Below are 16,647 nucleotides of genomic sequence, written 5' to 3'. Positions count from 1 at the left end.
TCCGGGCATGAACGTGCGCATCGTCGACCATCCGCTGGCCGCGGCACGGTTGACCACGCTGCGCGACCGGTGCAGCGACAACGCGGTGTTCCGGGCGGCCCTGCGCGATCTGACCTGGATGCTGGTCTACGAGGCCACCCGCGAAGCACCCCGCGAAGCCGTACCGGTGCGCACCCCGCTGACCGACACCGTCGGCGCGCGACTGGCGGCACCGCCGCTGCTGGTGCCGGTGCTGCGCGCCGGACTGGGCATGGTCGAGGCCGCACACAGCCTGATCCCCGAAGCGCAGGTCGGCTTCGTCGGCGTGGCACGCGACGAGACCTCTCACCAGCCGGTCCCGTATCTGGCGTCGCTGCCGGCCGATCTGAGCGGCCGGCCGGTGCTGGTGCTCGATCCGATGCTGGCCACCGGTGGCTCGCTGGTGCACACCCTGGGACTGCTTATCGACCGCGGCGCCGCCGACATCACCGTGCTGTGTGTGGTGGCCGCACCGGAAGGTGTTGCGGCACTGACGAAGGCCGCGCCGGAAGTCCGGTTGATCACCGCCGCCGTCGACGACGGCCTGGACGCGGACGCCTATATCGTGCCGGGCCTCGGCGACGCCGGGGACCGCCAATTCGGGCCGCGCTGAGCTACCAGGCGCGGACCGCATCGGCCAGCGCCGCACAGACCGCGACGGCCTGCGCGCGGTCCGCGGCGAGGTCGCCCTCGGGTGGCCGGGCGACCTCGAGATAGCACTTGAGTTTCGGTTCGGTTCCCGACGGCCGCACCACCACCCGTACCGTCGTGCCGTCGCGCTCGCCGGTGAATTCGCAGGCATCGGTGGCCGGTCCGTCCCGGTGCAGCAGGTCGGTGACGGTGACCGCGAATCCGGCCAGCGCACTCGGCGGGTCGCTGCGAAGCCGCGCCATCACCGCGGCCGCCTCGGCGGGGTCGGCGACCCGCCGGGTCACCGCATCGGTGACGTGGACACCGTGCCGGCGGGCCAGATCGTCCAGCGCGGCGGGCACCGAACCGCCTTTCGCCCGCAACGCCGCCACCAGATCACAGGCCAGCACCGCCGCGCTGATGCCGTCCTTGTCGCGCACCGCATCCGGGTTCACGCAGTAGCCGATCGCCTCCTCGTAGGCGTAGACCAGCGTGGCTCCGGGGCTCCCGTCGTCGGCACGCGCCAACCACTTGAATCCGGTCAACGTCTCCACATGGCGTGCCCCGTAACGCCGCGCGATGCGCGCCAGCATCCGCGACGACACCACACTGCTGGCCACCACCGCGCCGGACGCCCGACCGGCCGGCAGCTGCGACAACAGATAATCGCCCAGCAGCCAACCTGTTTCGTTGCCGGTGAGCATCCGCCACCCCGCGGTGCCGCGGACGCCGACGGCGCACCGGTCGGCATCGGGGTCCAAGGCGATCGCCACGTCGGCGTCGACCTCGGCGGCCAACGCCAACAACGCATCGGTGGCGCCGGGCTCCTCCGGATTGGGGAAGGCCACCGTGGGGAAGTCCGGGTCCGGATCGAATTGACCGGCCACGGTGTGGATGTCGGTGAACCCCGCCGAACGCAGTGCCTCGAGCGCAGTCTTGCCACCGACCCCGTGCAGCGGGGTCAGCGCCACCGTGACCCGGCCGCGATTCCGCCGCACCGCGGCCGCCTGCGCCACGTAACGGGCCACCAGTTCGGTGCCGGCCGGGGCGACCGGGCGCCGGGCGATCGCGTCGGCCGGGGGAGCCTCGGCCATCGCCGCCTCGATCTCGGTGTCGGTCGGCGACACGATCTGTATCCCGCCGTCGAAGTACACCTTGTAACCGTTGTCGGCCGCCGGGTTGTGTGAGGCGGTGATCTGGATGCCGGCGGCGGCACCGAGATGGCGCACTGCGAACGCCAGCACCGGCGTCGGCAGCGGTTCGGGAAGCGCCACCACCGAAAAGCCTGCGGCGCAGAGCACTTCCGCGGTGGCCTTGGCGAATTCCGCCGAACCGTGCCGCGCGTCGCGACCGACCACCACCGTGGAGCCCGGGCGCCGGTGTGCCGACAGCACCCGGGCCACCGCCCAGCTGGCCCGCAGTACCACCGCCAGATTCATCGCGTCGGGCCCGCCCCGCACCGGCCCGCGCAGCCCGGCGGTGCCGAACCGCAGCGGTGCGGCGAAACGGGCGGCCAACTCGGCGGGGCTGCACGCACGGAGTTCTGCGGCGGTCACCGGGTCCGGGTCGTGGGCGATCCACTGCTCGGGGTTCACAGCGTCGATTGTGGCAAGCGGTGTGTCCGGAAGCGCGCACCACGCGCTACCATTCTGGCGTTTCTGCCGGGTCTGACGATGGAGTGCCGGTGAGTCGCTCGACAATCGTGCCGGTTGCCGTCGTGGCGGCCATCGCGGCCGTGGTGCACGGAGTGTTCGCGCTGCGGTACGGCTGGCATCCCGACGAGTTCTACTACGTGGTCTGCGGTCAGCACCCGGCGTGGGGATACTTCGACCATCCGCCGCTGGTGCCACTGCTGGCGCGGGTCGCCGCCCTCGGTGGTCTGGCCGGCCTCCGGGTACTGGCGATCGCGATACACCTGGGCTGCATCGTGCTGGCGGCGGTGCTGGCCGCGGAGTTCGGCGGCCGGCGGGTCGCCCAGACGATCAGTGCCGCCGCGGTCGCGGCCAGCCCGCTGTTCATGGGTGCGGCCATGTTCTTCGGGACGACCGTCGTCGACCAGCTGATCTGGATCGCGGTGCTGGTGTTGGTGGCGCGGGCGCTGCGGAAGGCGACCGTGGTGGCGTGGCTGCCGGCCGGCGTGGTCGCCGGCATCGGCCTGGAGGCCAAACAGACCGTGGTGCTGCTGCTCGTCGGCATCGCGGTGGGCCTGGTGGTGTTTCGGCGCGACGCGTTGCGCGGCGCAGGCCCGTGGCTGGCCGGGCTGGTGGCGGTCGCCATGGCCGTGCCGAACCTGATCTGGAACGCCCAGCACGACTGGCCGAACATGACCTTCGCGCACGCGATGTCGGTGCGGATGGGCGGACCCTGGGGGTCGTTGACCCAGCTGCCGTTGCTGTTGCTGTTGTACGCCGGGCCGCTGCTGGTGCTGCTGTGGGCGATCGGGGCCGGCTGGCTGGCGTCGGACGAACGCCGCGAACACCGCTGGATCCTGGTGGTTCCGGTGGTGGTGCTGGTGCTGTGCGTGGCCACCGGCGGGCGTTGCTACTACGCGGGTCCGGTGCTGGCCGCGCTCTTCGCCGCCGGTGCGGTCCGTATCGAAGGCGGGGACCCCGACCGGCGGCCGTGGGGGTGGGCGACCGCGCTGGTGGCGTCGTTCCTGGGTGCGGTCGTGTTCTGCCTACCGGTGCTGCCCCCGGCGACCGCCACCGCACTGCGCAAGGTCAACCCCGTCCCGATGGAGACCTACGGCTGGCAGCAGTTCGTCGATCAGGTGGCCGACGCGGCGTCGACGCTGCCCGACGGGGCGCCGATCTTCACCAGCAACTACGGCGAAGCCTCGGCACTGCGGATTCTCGGGCCGGCCGCCGGGATCGACCGCCCGGTGGTCAGCGGCGACAGCAACTACGCCCAGTGGGGGCCACCGGACGACGACGCCGACACCGTGTTGTGCGTCGGGCGATTCCCGGTCCGGCTGTTCAACCAATACTGGAAACAGGTCGACTACGTGGCATCGATCAGGTTCCCCAGCGGTGTACGGACCGGGGAGAGCGGCGCCAGGATCTATCGGTGCACCGAACCGCGGGGCAGTTGGGCGGCGATGTGGCCGCGGATGCGGCACAGCTCGGGCGTCGGCTACTGAGCGGGGACGGGTAGCCGCGCGATCACCTCGGCCAGCAGGGCGCCCATCCGGCCCGCGGACTCCCGGCCGGCGGCCAGCACCTCGGCGTGACTGAGCGGCTCTCCGGTGATCCCGGCGGCCAGATTGGTCACCAGGGACACGCCCAGCACCTGGGCTCCGGCCGCCCGCGCCGCGATCGCCTCGTGCACCGTCGACATGCCCACCAGGTCGGCGCCGAGCGTGCGCAGCATCCTGATCTCGGCGGGGGTCTCGTACTGCGGTCCGGGCATGCCCGCGTAGACGCCCTCGGCCAGGCTCGGGTCCACCTGCAGGGCCAGGGCGCGCAGCGACGGGGTGTAGGCGTCGACCATGTCGACGAAGTGCGCGCCCTGCAGCGGGGAGCGCCCGGTCATGTTCAGATGATCGCTGATCAGCACCGGCTGGCCTACCTCGTAGCCGGCCCGCAGTCCACCGGCGGCGTTGGTCAACACCACGGTGGTGGCCCCGGCGGCCACCGCCATGCGGACCGGCCGCACCACGTCGTCGAGCGGATGACCCTCGTAGGCGTGGATCCGCCCGACCAGCACCAGCACCCGGTGCGCACCGATCTGCATCGACACCAGTTCGCCGGTGTGGCCCGCCGCGGTCGGCGTACTGAAGCCGGGCAGGTCCGCCATCGGCATGGTGGCCGTTGCCGTGCCGAGGGCGGCCACCGCCGGCGCCCAACCCGAACCCAGCACGATCGCCACGTCGTGGTTGCCGACGCCGGTGCGCCGGGCCACCGCCGCCGCGGCCTGTGTTGCCAGCGGTACCGTCACAGGCACTGAGTTTAATCGTGCGCCGCAATGGGATACTGCGTGAATGTCTGCAGCGTCCGTGTCCACCGCCGTCGAGGCGTGGCTGGCCGGCCACGCCGACGAATTGGTGGCCTGGCGACGCCATCTGCACCGGCACCCGGAGCTGAGCCGACAAGAGTTCGCCACCACCCAGTTCGTCGCCGAACGCCTCGCCGGTGCCGGCCTCAACCCCAAGGTGCTGCCCACCGGAACCGGGCTGACCTGTGATTTCGGGCCGGAGGACGGTCCCCGTATCGCGCTGCGCGCCGATATCGACGCGTTGCCGATGACCGAGCAGACCGGCGCCCCGTACGCCTCGCTGGTGCCGGGTGTGACGCACGCCTGCGGTCACGACGCGCACACCTCGATCCTGCTGGGCGCCGCGCTGGCGCTGGCGTCCGCCCCGGAATTGCCGGTGGGGGTCCGGTTGGTGTTCCAGGCCGCCGAGGAGCTGATGCCCGGCGGTGCGATCGACGCCATCTCGGCGGGGGTGCTCAGCGGGGTCAGCCGGATCTTCGCGCTGCACTGCGACCCGCGGCTGGAGGTCGGCCGGGTGGCCACCATCGCCGGGCCGATCACGTCGGCGGCCGACACCATCGAGATCACCGTCTCCGGCCCGGGCGGCCACACCTCCCGGCCGCATCTGACCGCGGATCTGGTCTACGGGTTGGGCACATTGATCACCGGGCTGCCCGCGGTGCTGTCCCGGCGCATCGACCCGCGCAACAGCACGGTGATGGTCTGGGGGGCGGTCAATTCCGGTGCCGCCGCCAACGCCATCCCGCAGGCCGGCCGGCTGGCCGGCACGGTGCGCACCGCCAACCGGGACACCTGGCTGGCGATGCAGGGCATCGTCGAGGACGCCGTCGCATCCCTGTTGGCGCCGTTGAACATTCAGCACACGCTGTACTACCACCGCGGTGTCCCGCCGGTGGTCAACGAAGAGGTGTCGACGCAACTGTTGACGCATGCGATCGAGGCCATCGGGCCCGACGTGCTCGCGGCGACCCAGCAATCCGGTGGGGGAGAAGACTTCTCCTGGTATCTGGAGCAGGTGCCCGGTGCGATGGCCCGGCTCGGGGTGTGGTCGGGCGACGGCCCGCAATTGGATCTGCACCAGCCGACGTTCGATCTCGACGAGCGGGCCCTGGCGGTGGGTGTGCAGGTGATGGCCGGCCTAGTAGAGCAGGCCGGCCTGCTCTAGGCCCCTCTCCCTCTCACCCCGCTGCCCACTCCGTGACCGTGCGTGTCTGTACGCCAACACGCCGTAAATTCCGTACAACTGTGCACCCTCACGCCGGCAGGACTGTGCACAATTCGGGCTTTGTCCACAGTTCGCGGCGGTCCGCGCCGCCGGTGTACACCGCCGCAGCGGCCGGACGCCGACGATCGCCGGCATGGATTCTCGATTGCGTGACCTACTCGACCGGCAGGGCGGAGTGGCGACGTCCGGCCAAGTGCTGACCGTCATCACTCGCCGCGGCCTGGAAGCAGAGCTGAAACATGGCCCACTGCAGAAGATTTGGTATGGAATCTACGGTCACGGCAAAGCGAGTGATGAACTGCTGCTGCGCGGACTGGACCTGGCCACCGGAACCGACGTCGCCATCTGCCTGGGAACCGCCGCGGCCGCCTACGGGTTCGACACCGAGGAACCCGCGGATCTGCACGTTCTCAACCCGCCCGATCAACAACTGCGATCGGCGGACGGATTGGTGGTGCACCGCCGCGAGGGCGCACCGATAAGCGAGGTCGCCGGCCGGCCGGCCACCGCCCCGGAATGGACCGCGATCGAGGTGGCCCGCGCGCTGCGTCGACCACGGGCGCTGGCAACGCTGGACGCCGCACTGCGCAGTGGCACCTGTTCGCGCGCCGGTTTGCAGCGCGCCGCCCTCCGGCAGGCGGGCCGCCGCGGCATCGTGGCCGTCCGCGATCTGCTGCCGCTGGCCGACCCACTGGCGGATTCTGCGATGGAAAGCGAATCGCGGCTGATGATGATCGACGCCGGGCTGCCGCGCCCGGTCCTGCAGTACAGGTTGCGGGATCGCGCCAACCGGCTATGGCGCCTGGACTTCGCCTGGCCGGAGTTGCGGGTCGCCGTCGAATACGACGGCCTCGACTGGCACGAGGGCCCGACCGCGTTCGTCTACGAACGGCAGCGGCGCGCGGCATTGGAGGAGATGGGCTGGGTGGTGATCCCGATCATCGTCGACGACGTTCGCCGCCGGCCGAACCAGACCATCCGCCGCATCGAGACGCACCTGGCGCGTGCCGCGGCCTGACCGGTCAAATCACCGGCCCGTGAGCGTGCGCAGTTGTACGGATTTTGCGGCGTGTCGCGGTGCAGACGCGCACGCTCGCGGCAAAAACGGGCTAACTCCCGGGGCCGATATTGCGCGCCGGGCGGGTCTGCAGATCGCGCACGTATTCCTCTGGGGCGCCGGCGATCTGGGCCGCTTCGGCCACCACACCGAGGTACCGGGCCGAGGGCAGCCCACGCTCCCAGGCGTCCACCACGTACAGCCACGCCAGCACCGGCGCCGGCTCACGATCGACCGGGTCCGAGCTGATCCCGTCCACCCGGTCCACCCGCAGCCGGATCTTCTTGTGGACGCCGAACTCCGAGCCCTCCCAGCTGTCCATGTTCTTCTCGTCCTCGGGGGTGACGTCGTAGAGCACGACGAACACCTTCGAGTCCGGGTCTTCGACCACGGTTGCCAGGGCGCCCTCCCAGCCGATGTCCTCGCCGGCGAACGTCAGCCGCCATCCGTGCAGCCAGCCGGTGCCGGTCATCGGGGAATGCGGCGCCCGTTGCAGCATCTGTTCGGGATGCATGTTTGACCCGTAGGCGGCGTAGAGCGGCACGGCAGAAATCTTAAACGCCGCGACCCGGATAGGTTAGTCGCTGTGACTTCTCCCTCGACACGGATCGTGATCGTCGGCGGCGGGCCGGCCGGTTACGAGGCGGCACTGGTCGCGGCGGCCAAAGGACCCGATGCGGTATCGGTCACGGTGGTCGACGCCGACGGCATCGGCGGGGCCTGCGTGCTGTGGGACTGCGTCCCGTCCAAAACCTTCATCGCCTCGTCCGGGGTGCGTACCGAACTGCGGCGCGCGCCTCACCTGGGTTTCGACATCGACGTCACCGACGCCGAGATCGAGCTGGATCGGATCCACGAACGGGTGAAGTCGCTGGCCGTCGCGCAGTCCGACGACGTCCGGACCCAGCTGCTCAACTCCGGTGTGGAGGTCATCGCCGGCCGCGGCGAGCTGATCGACCCCGAACCCGGCCGAATACACCATCGGATCCGGGTCACCGCGCACGGGCACGATGCGCAACGCGTCCTCGACGCCGACGTGGTCCTGATCGCCACCGGCGCCAGCCCCCGCACCCTGCCCGGCGCCGAACCCGACGGCGAACGGATCCTGACCTGGCGGCAGCTCTACGACCTGCACACCCTGCCCGACCACCTGGTGGTGGTGGGTTCCGGGGTCACCGGCGCGGAGTTCGTCAACGCCTATACCGAACTCGGCGTCAAGGTGACGGTGGTGGCCAGCCGCGACCGGGTGCTGCCGCACGAGGACCCCGACGCCGCCCGGGTGCTGGAGAGCGTGTTCGCCGAACGCGGCGTCACCCTGGTCAAGAACGCCCGCGCCGCCTCGGTGACCCGCGAGGGTGACGGCGTGCTGGTGACGATGGCCGACGGCCGCACCGTGACCGGTAGCCATGCGCTGATGACCGTCGGCTCGGTGCCCAACACCTCCGGGCTGGGCCTGGAGCGGGTCGGGATCGCCCTCGGGCCGGGCGGTTACGTGCCGGTGGACCGGGTCTCGCGGACGCCGGTACCGGGTATCTATGCCGCCGGTGACTGCACCGGGCTGTTGCCGCTGGCCTCGGTCGCGGCGATGCAGGGCCGGATCGCGATGTATCACGCGCTGGGGGAGGCCGTGGCCCCGATCCGGTTGCGCACGGTCGCCGCGGCGGTGTTCACCCATCCCGAGATCGCCGCGGTCGGGGTGCCGCAGTCGCAGATCGACGACGGCACGGTGCCCGCCCGCACCGTGATGCTGCCGCTGCAGACCAACGCCCGCGCCAAGATGAGCCGGATGCGCTACGGGTTCCTCAAGCTGTTCTGCCGGCCGGCGACCGGAACCGTGATCGGTGGCGTGGTGGTGTCTCCGATCGCCTCGGAGCTGATCCTGCCGATCGCGCTGGCGGTGCAGAACCGGATCACCGTGACCGACCTGGCGCAGACGCTGGCGGTGTATCCGTCGTTGTCGGGGTCGTTGACCGAGGCCGCGCGGCGGCTGATGACGCACGACGACCTGGACTGATTCGACGCTAAGGCGAGCGTCACAGTCGAGGCGATCGGGCGGCCACGTAGCCTGACACACGTGAGCACGCTGGGACCTGACCAACGAGCAGAGGCCTGGGAACGTCTGGGCGACGAGCAGTTCGACGTAGTGGTGATCGGCGGTGGGGTGGTGGGCGCCGGAAGCGCGCTCGACGCCGCCACCCGCGGCCTCAAGGTGGCCCTGGTCGAGGCGCGAGACTTCGCCGCCGGGACGTCGAGCCGAAGCTCGAAGATGTTCCACGGTGGACTGCGCTATCTCGAGCAGTTGGAGTTCGGCCTGGTGCGCGAGGCGCTGCACGAACGCGAACTGTCGCTGACGACGCTGGCGCCGCACCTGGTCAAGCCGCTGCCGTTTCTGTACCCGCTGACCCGGCGGTGGTGGGAGCGGCCGTATGTGGCCAGCGGAATTTTCCTCTACGACCAGTTGGGTGGGGCGAAATCGGTTCCCGCGCAACGGCATCTGACTCGCGCCGGTGCGCTGCGGCTGAGCCCCGGGCTCAAGCGCAGTGCGCTGATCGGCGGCATCCGCTACTTCGACACCGTCGTCGACGACGCCCGGCACACCCTGACCGTGGTGCGCACCGCGGCGCACTACGGCGCGGTGGTCCGAAGCTCGACGCAGGTGGTCGCGCTGCTGCGCGAAGGCGACCGGGTGACCGGGGTGCGGGTCCGCGATTCCGAGGACGGCCGGACCACCGAGGTCCGCGGTCATGTCGTGGTCAACGCCACCGGGGTGTGGACCGACGAGATCCAGGCGCTGTCGCGTCAGCGCGGCCGGTTCCACGTGCGGGCCTCCAAGGGCGTGCACATCGTGGTGCCGCGGGACCGGATCGTCAGCGAGGCGGCGATCATCCTGCGGACCGAGAAGTCGGTGCTGTTCGTCATCCCGTGGGGCACGCACTGGATCATCGGCACCACCGACACCGACTGGAATCTGGACCTGGCGCATCCGGCGGCCACCAAGGCCGATATCGACTACATCCTGACCCACGTCAACACCGCGTTGGCCACTCCGCTGACCCACGCCGACATCGAGGGCGTCTACGCGGGCCTGCGCCCGCTGCTGGCCGGGGAGAACGACGACACCTCCAAGCTTTCGCGGGAGCACGCCGTGGCCGTCCCGTCGCCGGGGCTGGTGGCCATCGCCGGCGGCAAGTACACGACCTACCGGGTGATGGGCGCCGATGCCATCGACGCGGCCGCCGAGTACGTCCCGACGCGGGTGGCGCCCTCGATCACCGAGAAGGTGCCGCTGGTGGGTGCGGACGGTTACTTTGCCCTGGTCAACCAGGCCGAGCACGTCGGGGCCGAGCAGGGGCTGCATCCCTACCGGGTGCGGCATCTGTTGGACCGCTACGGTTCGCTGATCCACGATGTGCTGGCGCTGGCCGACGGGCAACCCGACCTGTTGGATCCGATCGCCGAGGCACCCACCTACCTGAAGGTGGAGGTCGCCTATGCGGCCCTCGCCGAGGGGGCGCTGCATCTCGAGGACGTTCTGGCCCGGCGGACCCGGATCGCCATCGAATACGCGCACCGCGGTGTCAACTGTGCGCAGGAGGTCGCCGAGGTGATGGCCGCGGCGCTCGGCTGGGACGACGCCGCCGTTGCGGCGGAGGTGGCCAACTACGCCGCGCGGGTGGAGGCGGAGATCCTCTCGCAGGAACAGCCCGACGACGAGTCGGCGGACGCGCTGCGGGCGAGTGCGCCCGAAGCCCGGGCCGAGATTCTGGAGCCGATTCCGCTTACCTGAACCGAGATTCATTACCGCGGGTATGTTCGGGGAAATGTTTCCGTACATTTAGGCTGATATCAGCATTTACATGAGATTGACACATATTTCCAACAAGGTTACTTTCTGCCCATGAGCTGGATCACAAGGGGGATCCGGGTGTGGGGAAGGTGTGATTCATGTCGGGTGGGATCGGGGGGCGCTCGCGCGCGCATTTGACGAAGGGTGGCGTGCTGGCCGCGGCGACGGTCGTCGCCGGAGTCGGGGTGCTCGGCGTCGCGGCTCCGGGGCCGCAACTGCCCGTCGCATCGGCTGCGGTGGTGCAGGGCGACGGGGGCGGTGTGGCGCTGGCGGCCTACCCGACGTTTACCGAGAGCCTGCAGAGTCTGCTCGACGTGATGCAGCTGGGCACCGTCAACGACGTGCTTGCCCTGCTAGGGGCGGTGCCGGGTGATCCCGACACGGTTTTCAGTGTCGGGTCGACTGTCGGCCAACTGCTGCAGGCCCTGAATCCCGACGGGATGACTCTCGGGCAGATCTTCGGCATGTTCGGGATTCCGTTGGGTGACCCGCTGTACAGCACCAATGGTGAGTCGCTGCTGGGCAGCAGCACCTTCAGCATCGGCGGCCAGGTCGTGGACAACCCGTTCGTGTTCAACGCCCCGCCGTCGTTTTACACGACGGTCTGGCACGATGACGGTCCCGACAACCTGTACTCCAGCATCAACGGGACGCCACTGGGCAACGTCGACCTCGGTCAGCTGGTGGACCTGCTGTTGGGCGGAGCCGGCCAGGGCGACGAACACTCGCTTGCCGACCTGGTCGACCAGTTGGGCTTCGACCTCAACCAGGCACTCCCGTCCTTCGGTGGCCTGACCGACCTGTTCGGCTGGCTGTCGGGTCTTAACACGTACGGGGACGCGCTGGGAGAGCTCGCGAACATGCTCAGCAACTACAACGTTGTGGAAAACGACTGCAATCTCCTCGGTATTTGCGGTAACACCTTCACCCCCCAGGCGCTGACTATCAACAGTTCGTTGAACGATTGGCTCAGTGGGCTGCTGCAGGTGGCGACAACCGACGTCACCAAGATGGTCCACTCGATGACGGGGGGGATCTTTCCCAGCGAGGTCGTAAACCCCACGGTCGTTGCGAACTCCGGCACCACGCTCGGCGAGTACCTGCAGACGGTGCCGTGGGGTACCACCGCCAACACGTTCCTGGGTGGACAGAGCCTGGCGGACCTGCTGGGCATAGATGACCCGAACATGACCTGGAGCGCTTACCTGAGCAGCATGCTCTTCGGCGGAATCTTCTTCCATCCCGGGACGGAAAGCCTGGGCTCGGAGACGCTCGGTGACATGCTGCTGGGCTTCCTGCCGGGCGGCGGCAGCGGATTCGACCTCGAAGGCGGTGACGCAGATGTCACCGACTTGCTGGTGGCGCTCGGATTCTTGATGCCCTGACCCGCGAATTTCTCATCGCACCCCGGCCTGTTATTCGGGCCGGGGTGTTTTACATTCGGCATACCAAATGTGCGATAAGCGCACATTGTGCTGTTCTATAGGCGTTTCCGAAGTGAAAATCGGTACCCGACGCCGGGTGCCGAAAAATAGTTGAAGTATTTTACGAGTGGCATTTCATACGATTTGCCTGTTAATTCTGCAAGTTAGTGAAACCTATAATGCTCAGGATCTGATCAGGTAGTCAATGGGGCCGAGATGTCGGGAAAGGGTTGAGTTTCATGATGCGGATGGGGCGGGTTGGGTGAAGCTCGTCGGCAAAAAGGCTTCTAGCAGCACTGATGTGGGATCGAATGTCGGCCTGTCGACTTCCTGTATGCGCATCAAATATTTTCTAAAAAAAGGATCATCGAAATGATTGACACATGGCTGAGCGTATCTTAAGTTAACCACGATGCTTTATCGCGTCGTCGTAATGTTCGATCCCAGAAGGGGGACTGGTTCATGTCTAGTTTGTCCATTGTTGCCGCGCCAACGGGGCCGCGCGGATTTGTCGCCAAGGCCGGTGCATTGGCGGCCGGCACCGCTTTCGCCGGTGCAACGCTATTCGGTGGCGCAATCGTCACGCCGGGTATTGCGCCCAGCTACAGTGCCTCGGTGCAGCACGACTACGTGCTGACTGCCGACGGTGAAAGTGCGTTCCCGACCTTCACCGAGAGCCTGCAGAGCCTGTTCAACGTGCTCGGCTTCGGCACCATGGGTGACGTCCTGGGCGTATTCGGAGAGGGCATCGGCACCGGCTCAAGCCTGGCCGACCTGCTGACGCTGCTCAACCCGGACAACGTCTCGCTGGACAAACTGACGATCGGGCTGCTCTCCGCCGACTTCGGCAGCCTGCTCGACGAGGTTCAACTGCCCGGTGGACCGGACGGAGCACTCATCTCGCTCGGTGACATCCCGATCGACAATCTGATCGGTCAGTTCATCGGCGGCGCCGGTGCCGGCACCGAACTGGGCACCCTGCTGGGCTACTTCGGGCTCGAAGACTATGCCGGCCTGCTCAACCTGAGCTTCCTCGGTATCCCGCTGACCGCGGACACCTCGCTGGCCGACTTGCTCAACGAGATGCTGGGGATCGGACCGAACACCTCGATCAACGACCTGCTCGAGGCCAGTGACATGCAGGACGCCACCATCGCCAGCCTGCTCGGCATCACCCCGGAGCAGCTCGCCGGCGGTTGGGACGACTACATCAGCTCGATGGTCGTCGGCGGCTCGCTCAGCGACCCGGACGGCACCGGCACCCTCGGCGAAGAGACGCTGGGCGCGCTGCTGACCGGCCTGTTGCCGGTCGGCTCCACCGACACGGTAGGCGACGGCACCCTGCTGACCGACTTCCTGGGCGACCTGGGGATCTGGGAGATGCTCGGTATCAGCTGAGCGGGGTAACGACCCCGCTTCCATAAACCACATCGGCCACAACCCCCGACGGTTGTGGCCGATGTGTGTTCGGTGCATCTGGGAGCCGTGGCCCGGCATGCACCGGTGACCTGGCGGTATGCCGGGCTTCCCCGGTACCGTAGGCGCTATGCCCGCTCAGACGTTCCGCACTGAACTGCGGGCAGCGCCGTTGCCGGCCGACAAGGACCTCCGGCCGCGGGGCACCAACGGTTACACCACCTCATGGGGCAACAACGCGCACGGGAAACTCGCCGGCTGCCCGCCGGCGCGCCGCTGAACCGCTGCGTCGTTCATCTTCGGGGCCAAAGATCGCTGCCCCGGCTCACTCGAATCAAAGGTTCTCCCTTGACTTCTGGCCGCACGCCGCTTTTCGGCCGTGAAACACCGACTGAATCGCGCCGGCTCACCGATGTGCTCCGCAACGAGACCGTCGGTGGTGCGCTGCTGCTCGTCGCAGCGGCCGTCGCGATCGGATGGGCCAATTCGCCCTGGGCGGAAGGCTACTACCGACTCGGGTCGGCCACCGTGGGTCCGCAAAGCTGGCACCTGAACCTGTCGCTGGCACAGTGGTCGGCCGACGGCTTGCTGGCCATCTTCTTTTTCGTGGTCGGCCTCGAACTCAAACACGAGGTACGCGCCGGCGACCTCCGCGATCCGCGTCGGGCGGCACTGCCGGTCGTCGCCGCGGTCGGTGGAATGGTCATGCCCGCCGTGATATTCGTCGCAGTCAACGCCCACACCGGCGGTGGGGCACTGCGCGGCTGGGCCATCCCCACCGCCACCGACATCGCGTTCGCCCTCGCCGTCTTGGCGGTGATCGCCTCGCATCTGCCGTCGGCGTTGCGCACCTTCCTGCTGACCCTGGCGGTGGTCGACGATCTCTTGGCGGTCACCGTGATCGCGGTGTTCTACTCCGACGATCTCGACATCGCCATGCTCGCGCTGGCCGTTGTCCCGCTGGTGCTGTTCGCGGTGGCGAGTCGCCGTCTCGGCAACGTCGCGGTCCTGCTGCCGCTGGCGGCCGCGACCTGGTATCTGGTCCACCAATCCGGTGTGCACGCCACCATCGCCGGTGTCCTGCTCGGCCTCGTCGTCCCCGTCCACGTCGCCGGCAAACCGGTGACGACGCCGCGGCGACTGGACGCCCAGACCGTCGAGCGCCGCATTCATCCGTTGTCCGCCGGCGTGGCCGTCCCGGTGTTCGCGTTCTTCGCCGCCGGGATGACCATCGGGGGCCTCGACGGCCTGTTCGCCACACTCCGTGACCCGGTCGCGATCGGTATCGGGCTGGGGTTGGTAGCCGGCAAAGCCATCGGCATCACCGGCGCAGCGGCCTTGACCGCGGCCGTGACCCGCGCCGAACTCGATGCATCGCTGAAGTGGATCGACGTGGTGGCCGTGGCCCTGCTCGGCGGGATCGGATTCACCGTCGCCCTGCTGATCGGGCATCTGGCGTACGCCGATCTCGCCCGCCAGGAACACGTCAAGTTGGGTGTGCTGGCCGGTACGTTGACCTCCGCGCTGCTGGCATCGGTGCTGCTGAAGGCCCGCGACCGCAGCTATGCCCGCAGCGCCGCCGGACCACCGGCATGACGCGCCGCCGCCCGGCCCCGTTGCCGGTGCGCGACGGCCTGGGGCCGGCCCGACTGCGCCTGCACGGCGGCCCGGTGGCCGCGGAGCTGCGTGCCCGCTTCGGTGAGGCAGTCGCCGCGAAGGTGGCGGCCGGCGAGGTGGTGACCGCCGATGGGTCCGCAGTCGACGACGCCACGGTGCTGCCGGCCGGAACCCACGTCTTCCTGTACCGGGAGCTGCCCGACGAGGTGCCGGTGCCCTTCGACATCCCGGTGCTGCACCGCGATGCGGACCTGGTCGTGGTGGACAAACCGCACTTCCTGGCGACCATGCCGCGCGGCCGGCACGTGGCACAGACCGCGCTGGTGCGGCTGCGGCGAGAACTGGACCTGCCCGAACTCAGCCCGGCGCACCGACTCGACCGCCTCACCGCGGGCGTCCTGCTGTTCACCACCCGCCGCGAGCTCCGCGGGCGCTACCAGACCCTGTTCGCGCGCGGCGCCGTGCGCAAGCACTACCTGGCACGGTCTTCGGCCGAACCCGACGGGACGTTTCCGCGACGGATACGCAACAGGATCGTCAAGGAGCGCGGCTGCCTGCAGGCTCGGGAAGTGCCCGGCGAGCCCAACGCCGAGACGTTGATCGAGGCGCTCGGCGGTGGGCTCTACCGGCTCACACCGAGCACCGGACGCACCCACCAGCTGCGGGTGCACCTGGCCTCGATCGGTCTGCCCATCGACGGCGACCCGCTCTACCCCCGGGTCGTCGACGTCGCCGCGGACGACTTCTCCCGGCCGCTGCAACTGTTGGCGCAGCGCCTGGAGTTCGACGACCCGATCACCGGGCAGCCACGGTGTTTCGTCAGCGATCGTGCGCTCGACCATCCACCGGGACCGCTGCCCCGGTTTGGGTAGCGGCTGGGCCGGGTACAGGACTGCACGACCACAGCAGAGGGGAGTCTGAACCCGATGAACACGCACAGCAGGATGACGATCGCGGTGCTGGGCAGTGCCATGGCGCTGGTGGCGGCCGGATGCAGCAGCACCGCCGACGAGGAAGCGCCGACCACAACGACCACGACCAATACGACGACGACCATGACCACCACCGACGTTGCTCCTGAACCGGTGCCCGGTGGACCCGCACCCGAGAACCCGGGTGAGCCGGGGGGCCCGACCGGCGGCGGCGGTCCCGGCGGCGGCGAAGGCTCGATTCCCGGCGGCCCGACCGGCGGCGGCGGCCCGGGCGGTGGCGGGGGCGAGATCCCCGGTGGCCCGACCGGTGGCGGCGGTCCGGGCGGTGGCGGCGGGTCGATTCCCGGTGGTCCGACCGGCGGCGGTGGCCCCGGTGGGGGCGGCGGGTCGATTCCCGGTGGTCCGACCGGCTGGGGTGGTCCGGGCGGTGGCGGCGGCTGCCTGCCGGGCGTGGGCTGCGGCGGATGGCCGTGATCGGTCGGTGACCG

General features: G+C 69.1%; 15 protein-coding genes. 12 read left to right on the top strand and 3 right to left on the bottom strand.

What is annotated here, in order from left to right:
* Positions 1-7: 7 nt before the first annotated feature.
* Positions 8-631: a uracil phosphoribosyltransferase gene (upp, locus tag RCP38_RS14385; protein WP_308473609.1), complete on the top strand. Its 624-nt coding sequence runs from the start codon at positions 8-10 to the stop codon at positions 629-631.
* A gap of 1 nt (position 632) precedes the next feature.
* Here the strand turns inward: upp and RCP38_RS14380 are convergent, their stop codons facing one another.
* Positions 633-2,243 (bottom strand): phospho-sugar mutase, encoded by a 1,611-nt coding sequence (locus RCP38_RS14380; RefSeq protein ID WP_308473608.1) that lies wholly within the window; start codon positions 2,241-2,243, stop codon positions 633-635.
* 89 nt (positions 2,244-2,332) lie between these two features.
* On the opposite strand from RCP38_RS14380, the gene RCP38_RS14375 reads away from it, so the two are divergent.
* Positions 2,333-3,787 (top strand): ArnT family glycosyltransferase, encoded by a 1,455-nt coding sequence (locus tag RCP38_RS14375; protein ID WP_308473607.1) that lies wholly within the window; start codon positions 2,333-2,335, stop codon positions 3,785-3,787.
* Here the strand turns inward: RCP38_RS14375 and RCP38_RS14370 are convergent.
* Positions 3,781-4,590, bottom strand: a complete 810-nt coding sequence (locus RCP38_RS14370) for a purine-nucleoside phosphorylase (protein ID WP_308473606.1) — start codon at positions 4,588-4,590, stop codon at positions 3,781-3,783. The two genes, RCP38_RS14375 and RCP38_RS14370, sit on opposite strands and share 7 nt — an antisense overlap.
* Before the next feature lie 37 nt (positions 4,591-4,627).
* On the opposite strand from RCP38_RS14370, the gene RCP38_RS14365 reads away from it, so the two are divergent.
* On the top strand, positions 4,628-5,806 hold the full coding sequence (locus RCP38_RS14365) for a M20 family metallopeptidase (protein ID WP_308473605.1): 1,179 nt from the start codon (positions 4,628-4,630) through the stop codon (positions 5,804-5,806).
* A 193-nt stretch (positions 5,807-5,999) separates the two neighbouring features.
* Positions 6,000-6,884 carry an endonuclease domain-containing protein gene (locus RCP38_RS14360; RefSeq protein WP_308473604.1) on the top strand — a complete coding sequence of 295 codons (885 nt, stop codon included), beginning with the start codon at positions 6,000-6,002 and terminating at the stop codon, positions 6,882-6,884.
* Between the two features lie 91 nt (positions 6,885-6,975).
* On the opposite strand, the gene RCP38_RS14355 is transcribed toward RCP38_RS14360, so the two are convergent.
* The gene (locus RCP38_RS14355; RefSeq protein ID WP_308473603.1) at positions 6,976-7,467 is read right to left on the bottom strand and encodes a gamma-glutamylcyclotransferase family protein; all 492 of its coding nucleotides are present in this window, start codon (positions 7,465-7,467) and stop codon (positions 6,976-6,978) included.
* A 42-nt stretch (positions 7,468-7,509) separates the two neighbouring features.
* On the opposite strand from RCP38_RS14355, the gene RCP38_RS14350 reads away from it, so the two are divergent.
* The 8 genes from RCP38_RS14350 (at position 7,510) to RCP38_RS14315 (ending at position 16,633) form a co-directional block, all read left to right on the top strand.
* Positions 7,510-8,937 (top strand): NAD(P)H-quinone dehydrogenase, encoded by a 1,428-nt coding sequence (locus RCP38_RS14350; protein ID WP_308473602.1) that lies wholly within the window; start codon positions 7,510-7,512, stop codon positions 8,935-8,937.
* A gap of 60 nt (positions 8,938-8,997) precedes the next feature.
* Positions 8,998-10,710 carry a glycerol-3-phosphate dehydrogenase/oxidase gene (locus RCP38_RS14345; RefSeq protein ID WP_308473601.1) on the top strand — a complete coding sequence of 571 codons (1,713 nt, stop codon included), beginning with the start codon at positions 8,998-9,000 and terminating at the stop codon, positions 10,708-10,710.
* A gap of 158 nt (positions 10,711-10,868) precedes the next feature.
* The gene (locus RCP38_RS14340; RefSeq protein ID WP_308473600.1) at positions 10,869-12,155 is read left to right on the top strand and encodes a hypothetical protein; all 1,287 of its coding nucleotides are present in this window, start codon (positions 10,869-10,871) and stop codon (positions 12,153-12,155) included.
* Between the two features lie 654 nt (positions 12,156-12,809).
* Positions 12,810-13,592, top strand: coding sequence for a hypothetical protein (locus RCP38_RS14335; protein ID WP_308473599.1), 783 nt, complete (start codon positions 12,810-12,812; stop codon positions 13,590-13,592).
* Positions 13,593-13,740: 148 nt separating this feature from the next.
* Entirely contained in the window at positions 13,741-13,890 is a 150-nt protein-coding gene (locus RCP38_RS14330; protein WP_308473598.1) for a hypothetical protein, read from the top strand.
* 68 nt (positions 13,891-13,958) lie between these two features.
* Positions 13,959-15,206 (top strand): Na+/H+ antiporter NhaA, encoded by a 1,248-nt coding sequence (gene nhaA / locus RCP38_RS14325; RefSeq protein WP_308473597.1) that lies wholly within the window; start codon positions 13,959-13,961, stop codon positions 15,204-15,206.
* Positions 15,203-16,099: a pseudouridine synthase gene (locus RCP38_RS14320; protein ID WP_308473596.1), complete on the top strand. Its 897-nt coding sequence runs from the start codon at positions 15,203-15,205 to the stop codon at positions 16,097-16,099. The genes nhaA and RCP38_RS14320 overlap by 4 nt, the downstream gene beginning before the upstream one ends.
* A gap of 54 nt (positions 16,100-16,153) precedes the next feature.
* Positions 16,154-16,633: a hypothetical protein gene (locus RCP38_RS14315; protein ID WP_308473595.1), complete on the top strand. Its 480-nt coding sequence runs from the start codon at positions 16,154-16,156 to the stop codon at positions 16,631-16,633.
* Positions 16,634-16,647 lie beyond the last annotated feature (14 nt).

It is taken from the genome of Mycolicibacter sp. MU0083, from assembly GCF_963378075.1.
Classification (GTDB): domain Bacteria; phylum Actinomycetota; class Actinomycetes; order Mycobacteriales; family Mycobacteriaceae; genus Mycobacterium; species Mycobacterium kokjensenii.
The sequence above is the reverse complement of the archived record's forward strand: the minus strand, read 5'-3'. Positions and strand labels throughout refer to the sequence as shown.